Consider the following 21627-nt stretch of genomic DNA (forward strand, 5'->3'; position numbering starts at 1 on the left):
GGTACACAATTGTGGTATATGTTAGAAACAGTTCTCATAATTTCCTTGAATGTTATAAAAGTATCTGTATAATGTTCAGTATATTTTGATGAACGCATATGTAGTCCTCATTTCTTGGGAGTTTTGAAACTATTATATGCGTTTTTTTGTTGATTTACCAACATGTTTAGACATTTTCCTCTAGGAAAAAATTAACTAGCACCACGGGTTATAAATAATATAGTTGAATACGCTTTACCAATAATTCAAGAAAAAAAGAATTCGTGGAGTGAATGGATAGAAAAAATTCATCTTATGCAAATGAAATATGAAGGTCCTTGGAAGGGTTACGATCATATGAAAATTCTTGAAACTTTAACAAAGACATATTTCAATTTTAACATCTTCGATCTTCAGGATGTCTCTCTCCACAAGGATGAAAATTTAAACTCTAAAATTAAACATAGACTAGAACATGAGAATTTAAGAAAACTGTTTCCTGAAGAAGTCTTCTTTATAGAATTGGAAAAAGCCTTTCTTATAGAATTTACTGATACGCACAAAATAAAAGAGGAATTCATAATATCTTTTGAGGAGTTAATAGAAACTTTAAAAAAAGAAGAAGAGGAAAAAGAACAAAAAATTCAGTTGGTAAAAAACGTGATACAAGTAATTCAATTAATTAAAACCATTGGTGCAAGCTAGTGGTTTCAGACTGTAGACAAAATACTGAGGTTTTTAGTGCTTTGCCTTTTTTATCCGTTAAAATAAGAGCATAAATTTTAGGTATATCCAGATGTCTCAAAACAAGATATGAATAAACGCGCACAAATTCTTTGCCATTAAAAATAGCCCAATCTTCTTTAAAGAAGATTGGGCTTCATGGATATAATATATAGTTAAATTTATATTTATTTCAGCTAACTACTACTACCGGAAATACCGTTGAAAATGAATATTATAATTAACGTTATTCTAGTTGTTAATGTAAGCAATTGCACTCCCACTACCAAATTTGATATCTGGCAAAGATCGTTTATATAAATTAAGTTCTCGCAAAGTATCTTCTCTATTCGATAATGCTTGAAATGCATAGCGTGTTCGGCCATTTTCAAATTTCTTCGATTCCGAATATTGAGAAGAAACTTTATACGCAGCAACAACCGCGTTGTCTGCTCCTGTATTAACAGCTATAACATAGCGAATTCGATGTATTTTATCGCGACCAATTACCCAGTTACCTAGCGTACGAGATTTTAAATTATCATCATCACGAAAACTGTCGTCAATCGGATATTCTTTTGACTCATCTTTACAAAGATTAAAAGCATCTCTCACTTTTACTGCTAAAATCAACTCATCTGTCGCTATTTCATTGATTGGCATCGGTTGGAATCCATATTGCTCTTCTATCTCTTCCACTAACATTGCCTTAGAACCATGCCCTTTTACTAAATTTGTCAAAGAAAGTCCTTGAATCAGTTGAGCATAATTGATTAACGTATTCTCACTGGCATAAGCCTCGCTCTCAGTTAAACCATAACTAAGTATGTAACTTAGTATTTGTAGATTCATTCTGTTTATTTCTTGGATGGTTTTTATTTTCAATGTTTTAGCTGTTTCATTTTCTTCAAGTAAATCTGATTTTCTTAACATACTCATTGCCGCTTGACGATGGGCAAAAATACGATTTCCTTTTCCTTTCCCAATGTAAAAAGTCTGGTTGTTTCTAGGATCGACCAAGCAATAAACATAGTAAAGATGCTTTTCGTCTTTTTGCAACTCAGCTAAAGTAGACGTAGAAAATTTTTTAAGTTCACTCATTTGATACTCCCCTGTTTTACTATTTTTTCCCTGTCTTTAAAAAATATCATTATTTATGATACGGAGCCCCCGCATTGATCCGGAAGGCACGGTAGATTTGCTCGACAAGGATCAGACGCATCAATTGATGTGGATACGTCATTTTTCCAAAAGAGATCTGAGCATTGCTTTTTTTCATGACGGTTTCGCTGAGTCCTAAAGAGCCGCCGATAACAAAAACAAGGTGGCTTTTTCCTTGGATACCTAATTGGTCGATTTGTTTAGCAAAAGATTCACTTGTAGGATTTTTCCCTTCAATTGCTAAGGCATAGACGTATTCTTGTTCTTTGATTTTCGCTAAGATCCGTTCCCCTTCTTTTTCTTTTACTTGTCTCATTTGCGCTTCGCTTAAATTCTCCGGGGCTTTTTCGTCAGGAACTTCGATCAATTCGATTTTTGCATAGGCATTCAGCCGTTTGACATACTCATTGATACCTTGGATCAGGTATTTTTCTTTTAATTTTCCTACTGAGATAATTTTGATATTCATGTTTTCTCTCCTTTGGTCTTCACGCTCACTTTGTTTATTATAATCAATTTTTTCGTCTATATGTTTATTTTGGCTATTTTTGTTAAAAAGATTTCCCCAACAGTTATGCACAACATCCACAGGTTTATCCACAGAAAACAGTGTTATTTTACCTTATTTCATCACATTCATTAGGCAAACATACGTTTTATAAGAATTTATCCACTTTATACACAGGCTGTGGATATGTTTTATCCTTTATTTTTCCAATCCTATCCGCGTAGTTTTACACAGTATCTGTGGAAAAAGAAAATCAAATATTTTCATCTGAAAACAATGATTTTTCCTAAAGTTTTTCATAAAAAGTTCACAGTCTCAAAGTAGACTAAAGTCAACAAATAAGACTATACTAACAGTAGATAAATGAATGTAATTGGAGGAGGAACACATGGATAGAAAAAATGTGACACCAAAGATGAAAAAAAGTAAAAATAATAGCCTCTGGCGTAAGTTAGGTCTGGGGCTTGTTGGAGGGATCGTTGGAGGACTACTGACAGCTGGCATTTTTTATGCAGCGATGGGCACTGGCAACAATAGTTCTACTGCTACAAGCGGCAATCAGAATTCTGCCGGTGAAACAGTTGTGGAAAATGTCAAAGTCAATGTAGATTCTGATATCACCAAAGCGGTAGATAAAGTTCAAGACGCTGTCGTTTCTGTTATCAACTTACAAAGTCAAAACCAATCAAGCGGTTTTGGCGGACTATTCGGGCAGCAAGAAGAAAGTAGCAGCTCAGATGATAGTAATTTGGAAGCTTATAGTGAAGGAAGCGGCGTGATCTACAAAAAAGACGGGAATACTGCTTATGTAGTCACGAATAATCACGTAGTAGATGGCCAGCAAGGTCTTGAAGTCTTGATGAAAGACGGTACGAAGGTAAAAGCTGAATTAGTTGGAACAGATGCTTATTCAGATTTAGCGGTGTTGAAGATCAATTCAGACAAAGTCGAAACAGTTGCCTCTTTTGGTGACTCAAGTGCTCTGAAGGTTGGTGAGCCTGCGATTGCGATTGGTTCCCCACTAGGATCTGAATATGCAAATTCTGTCACTTCAGGAATCATTTCTTCCTTGAACCGACAAGTGACAAGTACGAATGAATCGAACGAAACAGTCAATATCAATGCGATCCAAACAGATGCAGCAATCAACCCTGGAAATTCTGGTGGTCCTTTAGTTAATATCGAAGGACAAGTTATCGGTATCAACTCAAGTAAGATCGCAAGTACTTCTGAATCTACTTCTAATGTAAGCGTAGAAGGAATGGGATTTGCTATTCCAAGTAACGATGTAGTGAATATCATCAATCAACTGGAAAAAGACGGAAAAGTGACACGTCCAGCTCTAGGTATCACAATGGTCGACTTATCTGCCGTTTCTACTCAGCAACAAGAACAAATCTTGAAGATTCCTTCATCTGTAACTAACGGTGTCATCGTGACAAATGTCCAAACAGCTACACCGGCTGAAAAAGCTGGATTGAAACAATACGACGTCATTACTAAGATCGATGACAAAGAAGTTTCTTCTGGTGTAGAACTTCAATCTGCTTTGTATAAGAAAAAAGTGGGAGATTCTGTCAAAATCACTTACTATGAAGGCTCGAAAGAAAAAACAACTACTGTTGAATTGACGATCGATCAATCGGCATTAAAACAAAATCAAAATAGTGAAAATTAATAAAAAAGAGGTTGTGACAAAGACTTGTCACAACCTCTTTTTTATAAACTATATTTTCCTTGCCAACTCCTCGATCACAAGTCACAAGATCCAACAAACATGAGAAGCTGTTTTTTGAAATTGCTCCTTGTGACTCAGAGTGAAACGGCAGACTCACAACCTCTTTATTTTGGAAATGCTTCTCCGACTACGGCATCCTCAGGCAATACTAAGATTCCTTTTTTTGCTGAAGCATTTGGCAAATGCAATTCACGAGCGGAACAGATCATTCCATAGCTATCTACCCCTCGCAAAGTTCCTGGCCAGATCATCATTCCATCTGGCATCATAGCTCCTGGTTTTGCAACGACAACTTTTTGTCCAGCTTCGATATTGGGTGCACCGCAAACGATTTGCAATACTGTACCATTGTCTACTTCTGTCTCAGTAATCGATAAATGGTCAGAATCAGGATGTGGGACGCATGTTTTTACGTACCCGACAACGATCTTCGGTTCATGATCAGCTTCAAGCTGTTCTTCGAATCCTGCTTCTTTGATCAATCGATTCAATTTCGCTAATTCTTCATCGGTTAATCTTACTTGGCCGTTCCCTTCGATCGTTAGATGATCGGAGATATGGAAAAAGTTCCAAGCAACAACTTGTCCTTGTTCATCTTTGATCCGAGCAACATTCCATTTGCGTTCAACGGTGTTTTCTGTTCCTTTATCGTCGGCTATAATAACCATCAAAGTGTCTCCGACGTGTGCTTTGTTATAAGCAAAAATCATGTTCTTTCCTCCATTATCCTTTGCTGAGATTTATCTTAACAAAAAATTGCATTCACTGCATGAGATTTTTTTCATGCTTTATTTCCGAAGAAGCCTCTGCTGGAACACCATTTATTCGTAACAAGGGACTGTGACAAGACTTTTGTCACAGTCCCTTTACTGTTTTAGTTAATTGATTAAAAAGGTCGTACAAGTTCCACTTGCTTAATTACTTGGCTGTTCTTCTTCGTCAGAAACGATCAAGACATCACAAGGTGAATGACGTATCACGTAGCTGGCTACACTTCCTGTCATAAAACGTTCGACTGCATTTAGACCTGACTGCCCAACCATGATTAGATCGATCTCATATTTTTTTGGCAATTTGACTGCCATGGATTCACGAACAGAACCATATGCAATAATTCCTTCTATATTTGTGTAATCAACAGATTTCCCATATTCTTTACATTCTTCGATCATTTCCTTGGCTGTTTCAGTTTGCTGATCGACTAGATTTTGATCAATAGGTGCATAGCCCATAAAGTTATAAAATTGCTGATCGATTACGTTTGCTACATATACTTTCCCATTATTACGGCGAGCCACTTCTACCGCTTTTTTGAAAGCAGCAAGTGCTTGTTCACTACCGTCGATACCTACTAAAATGTTCTTATATTCTTGATTCATCTTGACCCCTCCTAACAGATGTCAGCCTTTTGTTACACTTTCTAGGAACGATTCGATTTCCTGTTTTGTTTTACGATCTTTATTCACTAGACGACCTAATTCTTTTCCGTCTTGGATCACGACAAAACTTGGGATACCAAAAATGTTCCATTCAGCGGCTACATCTATGTACTTGTCACGGTCTACTTCAATAAATTGCCAATCAGAAAAGTCATTTTCAATTTCAGGCATTTGCGGTTTGATAAAACGGCAGTCTCCGCACCAGCCGGCAGTAAAGAAAAATACACTCTTTCCAGTTTCTACGTAGCCTGCTAATTCTTCTAAACTATTTGGGATAATCATTCTTTGTCCTCTACTTTCTGTTTATGTATTTTTCAATTAAATTATACACCTTTCTTTCGAACTAAAAAACATTGATCCTCTTTTTATAAAAAAAATCTGGCAAAAGCAATCTTTTGCCAGATTTTATAGTTTCACTATCGCGTTATTTTCCGTATACGATCGTATTCACTGTTGATTTATCCAAACCTTTCAGTGTTTGAATCAGCATTTCTCGTGCAGCTTCAAAATCGCGAATACTGAACATCGTTTGATGCGTATGGATATAACGTCCCACTACGCCAATCACTGTACTTGGGATTCCTTCGTTTTGTGTATGAGCAGCACCTGCATCTGTACCGCCTTTTGAAACAAAGTATTGATAAGGGATATTGTTTGTTTCAGCGATATCCAGCAAGTACTCGCGCAAACGAGGAAGCATGATCAAACCTGGATCTTGGATACGCATCAATGTACCTTCTCCTAAATGTCCGAATGTGCCATTTTTCGTCACTGTATCATCTGCTGCAGAGCAGTCTACTGCAAAGAACAGATCTGGCTTGAATTTATTGACAGAAGCTTTAGAACCACGCAAGCCTACTTCTTCCTGGACATTCGCGCCTGCAATCAATGTATGACCTAATGTTTCATTTTGCAACGCTTCTAAAGCTTCTAATACCATTGTACAGCCATAGCGGTTGTCCCATGATTTGCTGATGATATTCTTTCCGTTGGCTGTTTTGATCGTTTCAGCGTAAGGAACGATTGTGTCTCCTGGAAGGACACCGTAACTCATTGCCTCTTCTCTTGATTCAAACCCAGCATCGAACAAAATATCGGTTACTTCTACTGATTTTTGTCCGCTTGTTCCTCGCAATAAATGCGGGGGAACGGAAGAAGAAATACATGGATAATTCTTACCAGTAGAGGTTTTAAGTGTAAAACGCTGTGCAGAAACAACGTAAGGATTCCAGCCGCCTAGAGGTACGACTTTAAAAAGCCCGTTTTCTTGGATTTGTGTCAGCATGAATCCGACTTCATCCATATGTGCTGCGACCATTACACGGGGTGCATCCGCTTCTTCATGATGGCGCAGACCAAAAATGCCGCCCAAACCATCTAACTGTAACTCATCTACCAGCGGTTCCATATGACTTTCCATATAAGCGCGAACATCTTGTTCAAAACCGCTTGTTCCTTGTAATTCTGTTAACTCTTTGATTCGTTGAAATGTTTTTTCTTCCATATGCTATTCGTCTAAATTTCAGACTAAACTCCTCTCAGACTTATATTGATCTGCGGATAAAATATGATTTTTTCTGCAGACCGATCGTATTTATTATAGCTTATTTTTTCTGGTAGCGGTTATTTATTTCAAAGAAAATATGAGAGTGTGGTAAAATAAGCACAAGGAGTAACAAGTGAGAAGAAGGAGGTATGTCCACATGTATGAAGAAAGCGAACTAAGCTATTTTAAAGGCGGGTTAGCAGTTGGAATCGGTCTAGGATTATTGAGCGGGGTAGCTTCAACGATTTGGTATCATCGCAAAAAAGTATTGTCAGCAGACCAAGTACTTGAAAATATCAAGTCATCTTTTCTAAAAGAAGGTGCAATCGAAGGTTCTTGGATCTCTTTTGAAAAGGAACCTATTAGGAAATTCGCCGTTCGGTCGAGTGCTTATCGGGGAGGTCTTTCTCGAATAGAAGATGGCGAAACTGTTTATTATGAATTTTTAGCAGATGCTCATACAGGAACCGTATTAGAAATTTCAAGAAAAAAAGGTGCAACAGATTAATACGTCAAAAAAGTGAGAGAACGAATACGCACCCACTATTCAAAAGAGAGGTATCCTATCCTTCTTTTATAGTGGGTGATTTTTATAAAAATAGGGCTATTTCCTCTTGGAATAGCTAGTATTTATAGTTATTATACGGTATTCTTGAAATAAGATTAGTTTTATTATATAAGGAGAGTGACAAATGGAATCACGTGAAAAAATTGCCGTGCTCATTCCTTGTTATAACGAAGAGGCGACAATTTCAACTGTTATTGAAGATTTTAAAAGGGAATTACCAGAAGCAGATATTTATGTCTATGATAATAATTCGACCGATCGAACATACGAATTGGCCGTTCAAGGTGGAGCAATCGTAAAGAAAGAACCACGTCAAGGAAAAGGAAATGTAATCCGTCAAATGTTTTTTGATATTGATGCCGATTATTATTTGATGGTAGATGGTGATGATACTTATCCTGCAGAAGCTGCACATGGTTTGCTTGAGAAATTACGTTCTGGCGAAGCAGATATGGTCATTGGCGATCGTCTATCAAATGGAACCTATTTTGATGAAAATAAGCGTCCTTTCCATGATTTTGGGAATAATCTGGTTAAAAATACAATTACTTACTTATATAAAACAAAAATTCGCGATGTCATGACCGGCTATCGAGGATTCAATCGAATTTTTGTCAAAAGCTTCCCTATTATGAGTTCTGGTTTTCAAATCGAAACAGAATTGACGATTCATGCTTTAGATAAAAAATTCAAGTTCGTTGAGATTCCAATCGATTATCGCGATCGTCCTGAAGGTAGCGAATCAAAATTGAATACATTCTCTGACGGATTCAAAGTGATCATGATGATCATCAAAATGTGCAAAGATTATAAACCTTTGCTTTTCTTTGGGATCTGGACCATCTTCTTCTTTTTATTTGGATTGGTCATGGGGATTCCTGTGATTCGTGAATATATGCTGACAAGCTTTATTACACGCATCCCTTCTGCGATTTTAAGTACTGGATTGATGACTTTAGCCCTTCTTTCATTAGTAACAGGGTTGATTTTGGATACGGTCGTCACAAATGCCAAGAAAGAATATGAATTGAATTTATACCATGTCTACCACGAATATCAAAATAAAGAAATGAAGTAGGAGGCCTTTTTTATGCATAAGAAAAAGGAGAATCTATTTCCTGCTTTTTTTGCAACTTTATTTGCGTCAGGTTTTGCTTTTTTTACTTCTTATGGTCTAGGAACTTTGAATCCAGCAGTAATCATTGGTTTAGCCATGGTTTTGCTACTTGCTTTTAAGCAATATGGAATAGAGTTGTTTTCAATAAAAAACAAAGTTGCAGCTATTGCCCGATTGTTTTTTTCTGCAGCTTTTGCTCTTACACTTTCTATTGGCAGACAGATACAATTTCAGTATGTCTCAGCAAACTATACAAAGACAACGATTGCTGATGGAAGTATTTTTTACTTTCTTGTTTATTTCTCCATTTTTGTGTATTCTTTTTTATTTTTACAATCGATTTATTTATCAATGCCAAAACTGGAAACATTTTTTACTGCTCAAAACACACAGGCTTTCTCTTCAAGAAAATATTTTTTATTCTTTACTGTCTTTTTAGTTCTGTGTTGGCTTCCTTATCTGTTGGCATTGTATCCTGGAGTGGTTTTGCCTGATTCGTTAAGTTCGGTCGCCCAATCTATGGGTGATGTTCCTATAAGCAATCATCATCCAGTCTTATTCACCTTACTGGTCAAGCTATTTGTTCATGATTTACCAACTGATACGATCAATCACGGTGTATTTTTATTTTCGATTTTTCAAACATTGATAACAGCTTCAGCGATAAGTTATTCTCTTTGCTGGCTGTTAAAAAGAAACATCCATTTTTTTCCGGTACTCATTAGTTTATGCTATTTTGCATTTGCACCGGTTTTTCCAATCTACGCCTTGAACATGCAAAAAGATACTTTGTTCTCTATCGCTTGCTTTTTATTTTCCTTAGCGGTTTTTGACTTTATTTTTCAACGAGAAAAGCCAACGATTCTCAATCAGATTTACGTAATCATCCTTGCTTTACTGACCACCTATCTAAGAAATAATGGGATTTATGTAGTAACCGCCACAGGTTTAATTTGCGGCTTGATTATTTTGAAACAAAAAAGGTATCAAGCATTCTTTCAAGTGGTGCTGGGTTATACAGTGATTGCTGGACTACTCATCCACCCGTTGATGGCTCGTTATGCTATTCCTACAGAAACTGCTGAACAATTAGGTGTTCCTTTGCAGCAAATTTCTAGAACTATTGTTATGGATGGTGACTTGTCTAAGAAAGATAAAGCATTCATGAATCAGCTACTCCCGATAAAAGATTATGAAGCGTATTCTCCTAGTCTTGCAGACTCAATCAAGTGGCATAAAAATTTTAACAATGAGTTTTTGAATACACATAAAAAAGAATTTCTATCACTATGGGCAAGAAATTTACCAAGTAATATAAAAATCTATACAGATGCTTATATTTTAGAAACGTTCGGGTTCTGGGTACCTGGTACAAAAAATAGTTACGGCTTTTTAGATACTCGTGTAAACACGAATAATTATGGGATGAAGCAAGTAGATTTGATTGAACATCTTACTGGATTGTCAGGAATGAAAAAAATCATCGATGCTCGTGATTTCTTTGGTTCCGGCACATTACTGTGGTTAGCTATCGGCAGTGCACTTTTAGCAATCTTTAAGAAAAAATATCGGTATTTACTCCTTTTTCTTCCCGGTATGCTTGTTTTTACTACTATTATGATTGCTACTCCTGTGGCATTTAGTTTACGGTATGTGTTTGTTTTAGCATTAGGTCTACCTGTTTATATCCTCTCTCCTTTTTTACTAGATAAAAGAGAAAAAATGAAAACAGATATAGGAGATACTCATGAAACTATTTAAAAAGATATTTTTTGCTTTTGTTCTCTTGATCGCTAGCTATTGCGTACTACTGACAATTACTTTTTTCATTCCGCAGCACTCTATTGAATCGAATGCAGAAAAATCTCTACAGATGGTTGAAAAAGAAGGAATGTATCCTTCTATCAATCAAGGAAATATGCTAGGCACTCGGTTAGATAATTTTACTGATCATTTGATGATACGAAAAACAAAAGCAGATCCTGAATTGAACTCCTTGGAGAACGCGATGTCTATGGCGGATTATCCCCGTTATTGGCATGGTTATCAGCTTTTTTTACGACCTTTACTGCTAGGGATGAGTTTGGGGAGTATTCGAATGATTTACGCAGCCATTCTTTTTCTGCTGATTGGATTGACGAGCTACTTTTTAACCAAGTGTAGCGACATCTATTTAACGACAGCCTTGTTGATTTCGCTTGCTATAGGAAATGCTGCAACCTTTTTCTTCAGTATGCAATTTTCAAATATTTGGATTTTGACTTTATTGTCTGTATTACTATTTTTAACAAAACCACAACTCTCCAACACCAACCAACAATTATTCTTGTATTTCTTTGTCATTGGTTCTTTAGCTAACTTTTTTGACTTGTTGACAACACCGGTCATCTCTTGGGGGATACCTGTGATCATTATTTATTATGTAACAAATAAGTATTTAATAGATAAACGCAGTTCATTGAGCAAACAAGTAGGCAGTTTTGTTTTTACCGGTATCTTTTGGGGATTAGGCTATGGTTTGACATGGGTGGCTAAATGGATCCTATCATCGATCATATTGAACAAAAACATTGTAAAAGATGCAATCAACCAAATCCTCTTTCGAACGGAAGGAAACGACAAATACCCGTTGCATCGATTGGAGATGCTGAAAAGCAATATTAGATTGATGTATCCAAAAGTAGCAATATTATTGCTATTGATTACTTGTCTTGTTTTTCTCTATTTTGCTTATCGTAAACGAAATAGCTGGCGTCCGTTCCAACTTCTAGTTTTGTTTGTTTTAGCTGCTGTAACGCCGTATATTTGGTACAATATTTTAGCTAATCACTCACAGATTCATTATTGGTTTACGTATCGTACGCAAATCATCACAAGTTTTGCTATACTTAGTGCTTTCGCCTTTTTGATCCCTCCTGAGAAATCAAAAGACGAACTAAATTACTTTTAAGAATACCGATGTACTAATTCACTTTTAAACATAAAAACTCCAGCTGTCAGAGATAGCCGGAGTTTTTTAGTATTTTTATTTTGCCAAACGATAGATGGCATCTGCATAGATTGCTGTTGCTCTGAACAAGTCATCAAGACTCATAAATTCGTTTGCTTGGTGCATTGTATCAGTATATCCTGGGAACATCGCTCCATAAGCAACGCCACGTTTCAACAAACGTCCGTAAGTTCCGCCACCGATGATTTGTTCGTAGCCTTTTTCTCCAGTGTGGTCTTCATAGACTTGCAATAATGTAGCCACCAATGGATCATCCATTGGTACGTAATGTGGTTCCATTACGCGAGCACCTCGAGTAACTGTTGCGCCTTCTTGCCCCACTGTTTGTTCGATGTCACTTTGCAATCCGTCTACTGTTACACCTTTTGGAAAACGGAAATTCATATTGATGAAGTTCGCTTCCTCTGTACCATTTTCTTCAAAAGCAAATAGTCCAGCATTCATTGTCAATTTGCCCATTTTTTCATCTTCATAAGCGACTCCTAGTTTTTCTCCATAAAAATCTTCATGGACATAAGCAGCTGCTACATGGATAAATTGTTTAGCAGATCCTAGGAATTCATAGTTATCTAAGAACAATGCCAAGAAAGAACCTGCATTGATACCAGATTGTGGGCTTGCACCATGTGCGCCTTTACCAACTAATTCGATTTTTACATACGTATTGTCTGCTTCAATCGTTCCGCTTACTGGATTTGCTTCGATGAATTGGTAAAATACTTCTTCCATCGCGATAGCTGCATCTGCACTTGGTACTTGAAGTGCTGCAGTTGCTGTTCCTGGCACCATATTTTCGCGAAGTCCGGAAACAAAAGATTTCAAGACATAATCTCCTGCATTGTCGCCTTTGAAGCGTAAAGCTAAAGAAACATTTCCTTTTTCACCATTGATGATTGGGAATTCAGCATCTGGTGAGAAACCAAAATCTGGTTCTTCTTCATGTTCGAAATAATAAGCCATATCGCCCCAGCCGCTTTCTTCATCGCTGCCGACTACGAAGCGAACTTTTTTTGATAGTTTCAAGTCAAGTTCTTTAATGATCTTCATCGCATAGTAAGCTGCCATACTTGGACCTTTGTCATCGCTTGATCCGCGTGCAAAGATCTTTCCATCCTTGATTACTGGTTCATAAGGATCTGTGTCCCAGCCATCTCCTGCAGGAACGACATCCATGTGTCCAAATATCCCTAGCGTTTCGTCTCCTTCGCCAAGATCAATATGCCCTGCATAGTTATCGACATTTTTTACTTTAAATCCATCACGTTCGCCATAAGCTAACATATGTTTCAATGCGTCGCGAGGTCCAGGTCCAAATGGTGCATCTGGTGTTACTTTTGAGTCATCGCGCTCGCTGTTGACACGTAAAAGATTTTTCAAGTCTTCAAGCAAGTCTTCTTTACGTGCTTCTACTTCTTTTTGCCAATCAATTGTCATAAAGTTAATCCTCCACTTATTTAAGTCTTCGTGTTCATGATACCACAAATTACAGAAAAAAATAGTTCAAAAAATCTGACAATTCCTTTTCTTATCTGTTTTTCTCTAAAAAAAATATACGCTATAATGAGTAAAAGGAGGTTTTTCGATGCTGATAAACGAACAACTAGTGAAAAGAGTCATCACACCTCGTCCAAAAATTTCACATAAAGGAACATTTGGACGTATCGTTTTGATTGGCGGCAATGAACAATATGGCGGAGCAATCATTATGAGTGCTTTAGCTGCCGTACACACTGGAGCGGGTCTCACGACTGTAGTAACTGATGAAAAAAATCGGAGTGCTCTTCACAGTCATCTGCCAGAAGCAATGATTGTAGATTGGACGGATACTGACCAGTTTCTTTCCGTAATAAAGCAAGCAGATGTACTCTTGATTGGTCCCGGATTGGGTACTTCTTCTAAGAGTTTGGAACGGTTCAAACAAGTACTAGAAAACCAATCAAAAGAACAATGGCTGGTGATTGATGGCTCTGCTTTAAGTTTACTTGCTGCTAATCATCTTTTGCTACCCTATCCCGAACAAACTGTACTTACACCTCATCAAATGGAGTGGCAACGGTTGAGTTCTCTACCGATACAAGAACAACGGGATGAAGAAAACAAAAAGAAGCAACAGGAAATCGGTGCTGTGCTCGTTTTGAAAAGTCATGAGACAAAAATTTATGGTCACCAGCACTTCTACACCAATCCTTTAGGTTCTGCTGCTATGGCAACAGGCGGCATGGGTGACACTTTAGCTGGGATGATCACAGGATTTTTAGCCCAGTTTCCTCAAAATGACCAAACGATTGCAGCAGCTGTTTATCTTCATAGTTTCATTGGAGACCAGCTGGCAAAAGAACAATATATTGTTTTGCCGACACAAATCAGCGAAGCACTTCCGAAATGGATGAATTATTTTTGTAAAAAATCAATGGAAAACGAGGCATGAGTCATGGAGAAATTTACAGGTTATGTGCGAGAACCTTTTTATTATGAAACAGATCAAATGGGGATTATTCATCACAGCAATTATATCCGCTGGTTTGAAGAGGCTCGGGTAGTCTTATTGGTACATCTAGGGTTTCCCTATAAAAAAATCGAAGAATCTGGGATCATCATCCCCGTTCTGGAAGTAAATTGCAGCTATAAAGAAATGATCCATTACGGAGAAAAAGTGAGCATCCATCCAACTATCCAAAAGTATACGGGGACACGGTTGGATTTTAGCTACGAAATTGTGGGAACTGAAGACAAAAAATTAAAAACTACTGGCAGTAGTAAACACTGTTTTTTACTTTCTGATTCGCAACGATTAGTGAAGCTGAGCAAAGTCAATCCGGAGTTAGATCAGTTATTCCAAGCGTACGCTTCTTTGGATGATGTAAATTCTTAATAAAGACCGTCTAAGCATTTTTCTTGTATTGTGTCGAGTAGTTCGTATAATGAAAAGAAAAAAGCAGGTGATCCCCATGTATGTCGTTAAAGTAATGCACGGTTACATCGATAAAACTGGCTGTCGCACTCGGGAAAAAAACTTAGACAATCTGCTCATTTTCAAAGACAAAAAAGAATCCGAAGCTTTTGCTAAAAGAATCGGCGGTCGTGTCAAACCGATCCAAGAGGTACGACCAGATTGATTCAATATTTTTCTTTTCGAGGCTCTAATAGGCATGCCTATCAGGGCTTTTTTTGCAGACTGTGTTTTTATGCCCACACGATTTGTAAGCGATTTATGTTATAATAGATTATATCTGCATAGAAAGGAAGGTTAAATGGTTATCAATAATTTGCAACAGCAAGCTTATGAATCTATACGTAAACAAATCATTTATTCCGAGTTAGCACCTGGAAGTAAAATCTCCGATAAAGTGTTAGAAGAACAACTAGCTATCGGGCGTACACCGATTCGAGAAGCACTGATCCAACTGCGCAATCAAGAGCTTGTAAAAACCATTCCACAGTCCGGCACTTATGTTTCAAAAATCGATATCCGATCTGCTTCATTAGCCCGTTATACGCGGGAAAAGTTGGAAAAACCGATCCTGCAAGAATGCAGTGCGAAAATGACCAAGCAAGATCAAGCTAAACTAGAAAAAATACTAGAACAAACCGATCAGGCAGTGATCGCTCAAAATAAAAAAGCTTTTTTTGATTTGGATACTGATTTTCACCGAACTTGTTATGAAATTGCTGGAAAACGAGAAATTTGGGATTGGCTAGAAAGTTATAGTACGCACTTGAACCGTTTCAGATGGTTACGTTTGACGATTTCAGAATTAGACTGGGGTCGAGTATTAGATGAACATCAGACAATGCTTCAATCAATGATTGATCATAACTTTGATGAAGTCGGATTTCTTTGCACGATGCATTTACATATGATTATCGAGGAGCAAGAATACGTGATTCATAATTACCCCGATTATTTTGAAGATATTCAGGACAGACCCATCAAATAAGAGGTTTTGGAATCAGCGTTTTGACCTGAGTATTAGAGAAATAAACGGCAAAATAGTTCCTCATATTTTGCCGTTTTTTTTGAGCTAATACCGAGGGTCAGCTGATTGCACACCGTTTATTGAGAGGTTGTGAAAAAGCTGCCCTGCATCAAGTAATAAGAACAGCCAAGTAAAAATAGCTTCTTATGTTTTTAACTTGGCTGGACTTATTACCGCAGATGCAAGCTTTTGAACACCGTTTTCCAAGAGGTCGTGAGCCTGCCGTTCATCTCCGAGTCACAAGGAACAATTTCAAAAAACAGCTTCTCATGTTTGTTGAATATTTTGACTTGTGACCGAGGAGTTGACAGGAGAACACCGTTTATTCGGAAAAAAAGGACTGTGACACGACTTTTGTCACAGTCTCTTTATTTGTAATCTAAATCATACTCCGTACATCTTTTTTCTATTTTTTTTATTTCTTCTAAGATCCCTTGGCTACGAATTTCATTATATGGCCAAAGTAAGACTGCCTCTAATACATAAGGCGAAAAATCGCTTTGATTCATCTCTTTTGAAAAACTCATCGCTGCTATCTCGCTCAATGCACGAATGTTTGATTGATGTGTATAAAAAGGCAACCGCCACAGCACAATTTTTTCGCTTTGCGTATAAATTCCCTTAACAGAAGCTTCGATGTGGTGAAATAGTTCATGTCCAATAATCAAAGCTTGCGCTGTTTCTTTAGAGATCGAAGCTAGTCCTGAACATTTTAATTTTTCTAACGGCTCCGTCATCAATCGGATCCCTTCATCTTCTGCATAAGTTGCAAAAGTGATTCGTTCGTTTATTTGCTCTGATTCACAGGAAACGATTGGAACAGCCATTTGTTCACAAATTTCTCCTACATCGGCAAAAGGGTACTTTTTTTTGATGCTACATGCCGTTTCGATACCACAATCGATTGATTTTTGTATAAGAATTTTCTGCTTGGACAAAGGAATCTTTTTCCAAAATAAATCTCGCCGAAACTGGTAGAATCCCCAAATTTCTTCGGGGATCTGTTGTAATTCGTTTAGTAACTCTTCTAACTTATGTTTGTTTGATATTTCCGGCAACGACGATCACTTCTTCCTCCGGTTCCATAGTAGATACTTCCAGATCCATCAAAAGCTGTAGTTGTTCCAGATCCGTCGCTGTAAAATCAGAGACTCTTGCTCCTAAGCAGAGATAAAATTCTGGTCGGGCAATCAATTCAGTTTGATAAACTGCCATATCTTCCCAAAGTTGTTCGACAGCTGTCATATAATTGGTTGCAGTTGTTTTCATACATGAAGCATGTCCACGTTGGACCTTGATAAATCCTTTTTGATCGATGATCCGAAGACTTCCAGCATTTTTTGAACGATTCTGTTCGCCGCATACATAAAAGAAAGGTGTATTTTCCAATAAGCAAACTTCATTTTTATTTAATCGCATATCCTCTGCAGCAAGCTCTAGTGCTTCTTCTGTTGTGATCTCCTTGGTTAGATCGGTTGCTTTCACTTCCGTAGAACCAGTAGCGATAGCCGTTACTTTTGAAGTCTGTGGATCGATTTCTACGTGGACTTCAATCGATTCTGGTGTAGCGCCTGATTCAATCGCTTTATTCATCGCTTCATTTTTCAACGATCGTATATCTTCTTTACTTGGCGAAGGGATGATACGTTCTACAACATCTCGGACCATTGCAAGTGCTACACCAATAGAAGAAATCACTTCGGCGTTTTCAGGAATCGAATATTTCACACCCATTTTATTACTAAAGTAAGTAATCAATGAGGCGGCGCCACCCCCTACACCTACAAGAGAAATCTGATCTTTCTCCAAATGATACTTGTCTGCCAACTCTAAAATCACTGGTTCAATCTTAGCATAGGATTTTTCCATGATCTGTTCTGCGATGTCTTCAACCGTCGTATGACAATAATCAGCTAATGCTTGGATGGCTTTTCGTGCAGATGGGACATTTCCATAAGAAAAATGTTCTTCTTGCACTAATCCAAGGACATTGGCTGCACATGTATTTGTAATAGTCACTTCTTCTCCGTCTTCCATCACTACCTTGACGTAATCAGCAGGGTCTCCTTCTTTAGGAGAGAAAAATTCAACCTTAGGACCTTTGATTTTTTCTGTCTCCGTAAATACTGCATAATCTAGACCGGCAATATGTGCAGAACGTGGACCGACATCGATGATTCCTGACTGATTAGCCCGTACCATCGAACCGCCTGCCACACCTAGAACCCGAACATCTAATGAAGAGATATATGTTGGGTGGCCACCTACAATTGAATAATCGATTGCTGGACGTCCATTTTTAATGACCCCGACATTGGTTGTTGTTCCGCCTACTTCAAAATAAACACCATTAGACGCTCTCAAGTACATCAAAGAGCCCATGACTGATGCTGCTGGACCGGAAAGCATGGTTAAAACAGGTCGTTTTTTCATTTCATTGATTTCCATTACTCCGCCGTCTCCGCGCATAATCATCAAAGAAACATTGACCCCTGCTTCTCGTACGGAATCTTCTGTAGAGGTTGCCGTATCTAGCATTTTTGGTAAAATAGATGCGTTGATTGCTGCTGTCCGAGTTCTTCTTGTCAATCCATATAATTTTGTGATGTCAGAAGCCATCGTTGTAGGGATCGCTTTCACAGATGCTGCTTCATAAACAACTCGTTCTGGTTCCCCATTATCTACTCCAAATGCCATAGAAGAAACCAAGACCTCCGCTCTTTCTCTTTCTAAAGAAGAAATCGTTTCTGAAACACGGTCTACATTTAAGTGTTTGACAGGTAAGAATGCATTGACAATCTCTATTTTTTTCTTATTCCCTAAATCGATATCGTTCAATCTAGTTTGTCGTTTTGCTAAAAAACCTTCTAATCCACCTTTTGCCATCCCGATTACGCCGACTTTTGCTACGTCTCCTTCAATCAGTGCATTAGTCGCTTGTGTGGTAGAATGTGCAACAAACACAACATCTTCTGGACTGATATTATTTTCCCGCAAACAATTTTGAAAAGACTGAACGACACCTGCGGCTACTCCACGGACATCATCGTGGGTTGTTTTCACTGAAGATTTTCCGATGATTTCGTGCGTCGCATTATCGATTGCGACTGCTTTCGTATGTGTACCGCCAACATCAATTCCCATTCGCACAAAACGTTTCATTTTCTTTTCCTCCATTCATCTAATCGTTTTTATCGACGTTTTGTTTACTAGGCGTTCCCGTATAATAAGAACGTGATCAGGCATAAGATCGCTCCGATGATCCAACCAGTTGGGATGGATTTCTTCATATTTTCTCGAGAAGTTACTTTTGTATAACCTAATCCCCAAGCAACCCAAGATTGTGTAATATCTAAATGCTGAGGAGCAATCGTTGTGATTGCAAATAACGGGAACAAAAAGGCTGGCGACATCGTTGGATTAACAGCTAACACGACAGCTAAAATAGCTGAGCCTGAACCGACTAGATTCATTGGACCGCGGAAAAATCCTAGTGGTGTCAATATAGCAAATACGATTGCCAAGACTAATGGTGATTGCGGTATCCAATCTCCAAAAATAGCTGAAAAATAAGGAGAAGCATACGCAGCTGAATTATTGAACATCGCTAAGGTCATCAAGAAACCAACCATTGGTGCAACATCGACTGCGCCATCTGTAAATAATTTCGCAAACTGACGACAGATTTCTTTATAACCTCCGCGCAATTTTCCAGTAAACAGCAATGCCCAGATACCTGCTAGAATAAAACCTAAGATGATTGGAAGATCTAAAAGAACGACCCCTAAAACTGGTAATAATACGGCTAACCATGAGATCATTGGTGCGTCGCCACCTTCAGCTGGTACGTTTGCTGCCATTGCATAGCGTTTCTTTTTGTTCATTGATATATTAGCGACCGTTAGTACCACAACTAAGCTTACAATCATCCCAATCATACCAATTTGGAAATAGTCATTATAAGTATAGCTTTCAGCCGCTGGATTGAAACCAGCATAAATCGTTTGATATTGTTTGAAATTGACGATATTAGCAAAGATTCCAGCCATAATCGAGCCCATAAATGAGAACAGTGCAACCGGTACTGAAATACCTAATGACATCAAGATCGGCAACACAATAACTGCAATAGAAATCACTGGTCCGATTCCTGTCATCGACATGAATATAACAGCGGTTACAATACATAGTAAGCTCATCGTGATTCTTGGCTTGTCCCCTCCAAGTTCAACTACCTTTCGAATCAGGGTAGCTGCGATTCCGCTATCTACTAGAACACGCCCGAAAAAGGCACCAAAGAAGACATTTACCAAGATCGATTTGGCGTACTCAGCTGGCCCCGTCGTATAGATATGCGTCAACACATCAATTACTCCTTGCCCTTCCATCGCCGGGTTTGGTGAAAACGTGTTTCCGACTAGCGCTAATCCCATCCATACAGTAGCCATGATGGCAAAGCCGACCATCAAGTTGTAGCCTTTTACACAGTACCAGACCATGAAAAAGAATGAGATAACTAACAAAATACCAATAATAATATCACTCATGTTATTCCTCCGTCCATTTTGTTTTTCTGATAAGCAAACTAATATATCAGTAAAACTCATTCTAACTTATGTAGTTAGCGCTTTCATTAAAGGATGACCATAAATGTTCAGTTTTCAATTAAAAAACCTTAATTATGTTATTTTAGACTTATACGTTATTGTCCTGTTTCATTTGATGGAGGATTGTAAACAAAAAAGAGGAAACAAAGAGCATACTTATGTGTATTGAGGGTTGCTCTTTTTCTTTATGAGTTAAAACCATAGCGATGTACTGCTCACCGCATTTCTGTGGACAGCGCATTTTTGCCCTCAGCTACATTCTAATACCGGCAAGCGCTACTTTAGGACTAACCATTTTGGGCGTTTCCTAAATTCAAGCAGATTCTGTAACCAACATTCAACCGCAAACTGCAGCTCTGTTGCTTCGTTCATGAAACTTTCTTCGATACACGACAACCTTCATCAAGAGAATACGAACAACCTGTAAGACGCGTACTAAGCGCCTATAGTTCATCAATCCATTTTTAGTCTCTCGAGTAATTTGGGACATTAAGTAATCACTCCTTCTGTAAATTATAAGTGTGAACGTTTTTTCTCTCTGTTTTACCATGACCATTTACACCTTAAATACCGAAACGGTAGTTTTGACTATATAACTTATACAGACAAAAAAAGAGAATTAAAAACTTACCTGTCCTTAGCAACACAGTTCTGACTATACTCCACCGTCCTCTAAGCTCATCAAATTCCCTTCTGGATCACGAAAGTAAGCTATATGAAAAGCTTCTGCACCTTCACCTAATACTTTTTTCCCAACTTCAAACACTACTCCAGCATTGACCATTCTATTGTAATCATCATCAAAGGTTGTGGTATGAAAAGTTGCTGAGAGGGTGTCAGACGAGATCCGATTATCCGAAATAGGATAACCCTCCATTTGTTCAACTACAGCACCTATTTGAAACATCGCAAAAAAGGGAGATTCCTCTTTCTTTGATGCAAAACTTGTATAAGGACCTGATCCATCACCATAGATCGGTACCAGCCCTATTTTTTCCGTATAAAAATCATAACAAGCTTGATAGTCCCCTTTCACTTGTACACACGCTGTAATTCGGTAAACACTCATTTGCTTCCACTCCTTGTTAGCTCTTTTAATTTTCCATAAAAAAGCTTATTTATTCAATACTAACATAGTTAGATTAATCAAGCATCAGATTTTTAACTAGCTGAAATAATCATAACCACTCTTCAAAAGGGTGGTTTGTTTCAGAACTATAAAAAGCCACAATACCGGACAGCGCCTAAAGACGC

The 21627-nt window shown here is 37.9% G+C and carries 21 protein-coding genes and 1 pseudogene; 10 read left to right on the forward strand and 12 right to left on the reverse strand.

What is annotated here, in order from left to right; translation table 11 throughout:
- A pseudogene (locus OS139_RS07820) lies at nucleotides 1-98 on the reverse strand (IS982 family transposase); the annotation flags it as partial.
- A 238-nt stretch (nucleotides 99-336) separates the two neighbouring features.
- Here OS139_RS07820 and OS139_RS07825 point away from each other — a divergent pair.
- Nucleotides 337-684, forward strand: coding sequence for a hypothetical protein (locus OS139_RS07825; protein WP_230198362.1), 348 nt, complete (start codon nucleotides 337-339; stop codon nucleotides 682-684).
- Nucleotides 685-954: 270 nt separating this feature from the next.
- On the opposite strand, the gene OS139_RS07830 is transcribed toward OS139_RS07825, so the two are convergent.
- Nucleotides 955-1803 (reverse strand): LEM-3-like GIY-YIG domain-containing protein, encoded by an 849-nt coding sequence (locus tag OS139_RS07830; RefSeq protein WP_002331982.1) that lies wholly within the window; start codon nucleotides 1801-1803, stop codon nucleotides 955-957.
- A gap of 49 nt (nucleotides 1804-1852) precedes the next feature.
- On the reverse strand, nucleotides 1853-2332 hold the full coding sequence (gene rlmH / locus OS139_RS07835) for a 23S rRNA (pseudouridine(1915)-N(3))-methyltransferase RlmH (protein ID WP_002331983.1): 480 nt from the start codon (nucleotides 2330-2332) through the stop codon (nucleotides 1853-1855).
- Between the two features lie 427 nt (nucleotides 2333-2759).
- Here rlmH and OS139_RS07840 point away from each other — a divergent pair, with 427 nt between their 5' ends.
- On the forward strand, nucleotides 2760-4049 hold the full coding sequence (locus OS139_RS07840; RefSeq protein WP_002294152.1) for a S1C family serine protease: 1290 nt from the start codon (nucleotides 2760-2762) through the stop codon (nucleotides 4047-4049).
- A 164-nt stretch (nucleotides 4050-4213) separates the two neighbouring features.
- Here the strand turns inward: OS139_RS07840 and ytpR are convergent, their stop codons facing one another.
- The 4 genes from ytpR to pepA all read right to left on the reverse strand — a co-directional run bounded on the left by ytpR (nucleotide 4214) and on the right by pepA (nucleotide 7052).
- Nucleotides 4214-4819: a YtpR family tRNA-binding protein gene (gene ytpR, locus OS139_RS07845; RefSeq protein ID WP_002331984.1), complete on the reverse strand. Its 606-nt coding sequence runs from the start codon at nucleotides 4817-4819 to the stop codon at nucleotides 4214-4216.
- Between the two features lie 204 nt (nucleotides 4820-5023).
- Nucleotides 5024-5488 (reverse strand): universal stress protein, encoded by a 465-nt coding sequence (locus OS139_RS07850; RefSeq protein ID WP_002287838.1) that lies wholly within the window; start codon nucleotides 5486-5488, stop codon nucleotides 5024-5026.
- A 21-nt stretch (nucleotides 5489-5509) separates the two neighbouring features.
- Nucleotides 5510-5830, reverse strand: a complete 321-nt coding sequence (locus OS139_RS07855) for a thioredoxin family protein (RefSeq protein ID WP_002287837.1) — start codon at nucleotides 5828-5830, stop codon at nucleotides 5510-5512.
- A 142-nt stretch (nucleotides 5831-5972) separates the two neighbouring features.
- Nucleotides 5973-7052, reverse strand: coding sequence for a glutamyl aminopeptidase (gene pepA / locus OS139_RS07860; RefSeq protein ID WP_002294156.1), 1080 nt, complete (start codon nucleotides 7050-7052; stop codon nucleotides 5973-5975).
- A 199-nt stretch (nucleotides 7053-7251) separates the two neighbouring features.
- On the opposite strand from pepA, the gene OS139_RS07865 reads away from it, so the two are divergent.
- From OS139_RS07865 to OS139_RS07880, 4 genes are all read left to right on the forward strand, one after another.
- On the forward strand, nucleotides 7252-7602 hold the full coding sequence (locus tag OS139_RS07865) for a PepSY domain-containing protein (RefSeq protein WP_002289862.1): 351 nt from the start codon (nucleotides 7252-7254) through the stop codon (nucleotides 7600-7602).
- A gap of 184 nt (nucleotides 7603-7786) precedes the next feature.
- Nucleotides 7787-8740 (forward strand): glycosyltransferase family 2 protein, encoded by a 954-nt coding sequence (locus OS139_RS07870; protein WP_002299300.1) that lies wholly within the window; start codon nucleotides 7787-7789, stop codon nucleotides 8738-8740.
- 12 nt (nucleotides 8741-8752) lie between these two features.
- Complete coding sequence (locus tag OS139_RS07875; RefSeq protein WP_002307441.1) at nucleotides 8753-10540, forward strand: DUF6020 family protein; 1788 nt, start codon at nucleotides 8753-8755, stop codon at nucleotides 10538-10540.
- The gene (locus tag OS139_RS07880) at nucleotides 10527-11729 is read left to right on the forward strand and encodes a hypothetical protein (protein ID WP_002307439.1); all 1203 of its coding nucleotides are present in this window, start codon (nucleotides 10527-10529) and stop codon (nucleotides 11727-11729) included. The genes OS139_RS07875 and OS139_RS07880 overlap by 14 nt, the downstream gene beginning before the upstream one ends.
- Nucleotides 11730-11804: 75 nt before the next feature.
- On the opposite strand, the gene pepV is transcribed toward OS139_RS07880, so the two are convergent.
- Nucleotides 11805-13223: a dipeptidase PepV gene (gene pepV / locus OS139_RS07885; protein WP_002307437.1), complete on the reverse strand. Its 1419-nt coding sequence runs from the start codon at nucleotides 13221-13223 to the stop codon at nucleotides 11805-11807.
- A gap of 148 nt (nucleotides 13224-13371) precedes the next feature.
- Between pepV and OS139_RS07890 the strand changes: the two genes are divergently transcribed.
- From OS139_RS07890 to OS139_RS07905, 4 genes are all read left to right on the forward strand, one after another.
- A complete protein-coding gene (locus OS139_RS07890; protein ID WP_002307435.1) occupies nucleotides 13372-14217 on the forward strand; it encodes an NAD(P)H-hydrate dehydratase in 846 nt (281 codons plus the stop codon).
- Between the two features lie 3 nt (nucleotides 14218-14220).
- On the forward strand, nucleotides 14221-14661 hold the full coding sequence (locus tag OS139_RS07895; protein WP_325066870.1) for an acyl-CoA thioesterase: 441 nt from the start codon (nucleotides 14221-14223) through the stop codon (nucleotides 14659-14661).
- Between the two features lie 49 nt (nucleotides 14662-14710).
- Entirely contained in the window at nucleotides 14711-14905 is a 195-nt protein-coding gene (locus OS139_RS07900; RefSeq protein WP_002315615.1) for a hypothetical protein, read from the forward strand.
- A 135-nt stretch (nucleotides 14906-15040) separates the two neighbouring features.
- Complete coding sequence (locus OS139_RS07905) at nucleotides 15041-15727, forward strand: GntR family transcriptional regulator (protein WP_002289316.1); 687 nt, start codon at nucleotides 15041-15043, stop codon at nucleotides 15725-15727.
- A gap of 407 nt (nucleotides 15728-16134) precedes the next feature.
- On the opposite strand, the gene OS139_RS07910 is transcribed toward OS139_RS07905, so the two are convergent.
- The 4 genes from OS139_RS07910 to OS139_RS07925 form a co-directional block, all read right to left on the reverse strand.
- Nucleotides 16135-16824, reverse strand: a complete 690-nt coding sequence (locus OS139_RS07910) for a hypothetical protein (RefSeq protein WP_002325232.1) — start codon at nucleotides 16822-16824, stop codon at nucleotides 16135-16137.
- Nucleotides 16799-18928 carry a hydantoinase/oxoprolinase family protein gene (locus tag OS139_RS07915; protein WP_325066871.1) on the reverse strand — a complete coding sequence of 710 codons (2130 nt, stop codon included), beginning with the start codon at nucleotides 18926-18928 and terminating at the stop codon, nucleotides 16799-16801. The genes OS139_RS07910 and OS139_RS07915 overlap by 26 nt, the downstream gene beginning before the upstream one ends.
- A gap of 47 nt (nucleotides 18929-18975) precedes the next feature.
- On the reverse strand, nucleotides 18976-20313 hold the full coding sequence (locus OS139_RS07920; RefSeq protein ID WP_325066872.1) for a citrate transporter: 1338 nt from the start codon (nucleotides 20311-20313) through the stop codon (nucleotides 18976-18978).
- Between the two features lie 715 nt (nucleotides 20314-21028).
- Nucleotides 21029-21442, reverse strand: a complete 414-nt coding sequence (locus tag OS139_RS07925; RefSeq protein WP_002307426.1) for a VOC family protein — start codon at nucleotides 21440-21442, stop codon at nucleotides 21029-21031.
- Between the last annotated feature and the right edge of the window lie 185 nt (nucleotides 21443-21627).

Origin of the sequence: Enterococcus sp. E4-223 (assembly GCF_035727065.1) — a bacterium.
GTDB lineage: Bacteria > Bacillota > Bacilli > Lactobacillales > Enterococcaceae > Enterococcus_B > Enterococcus_B faecium.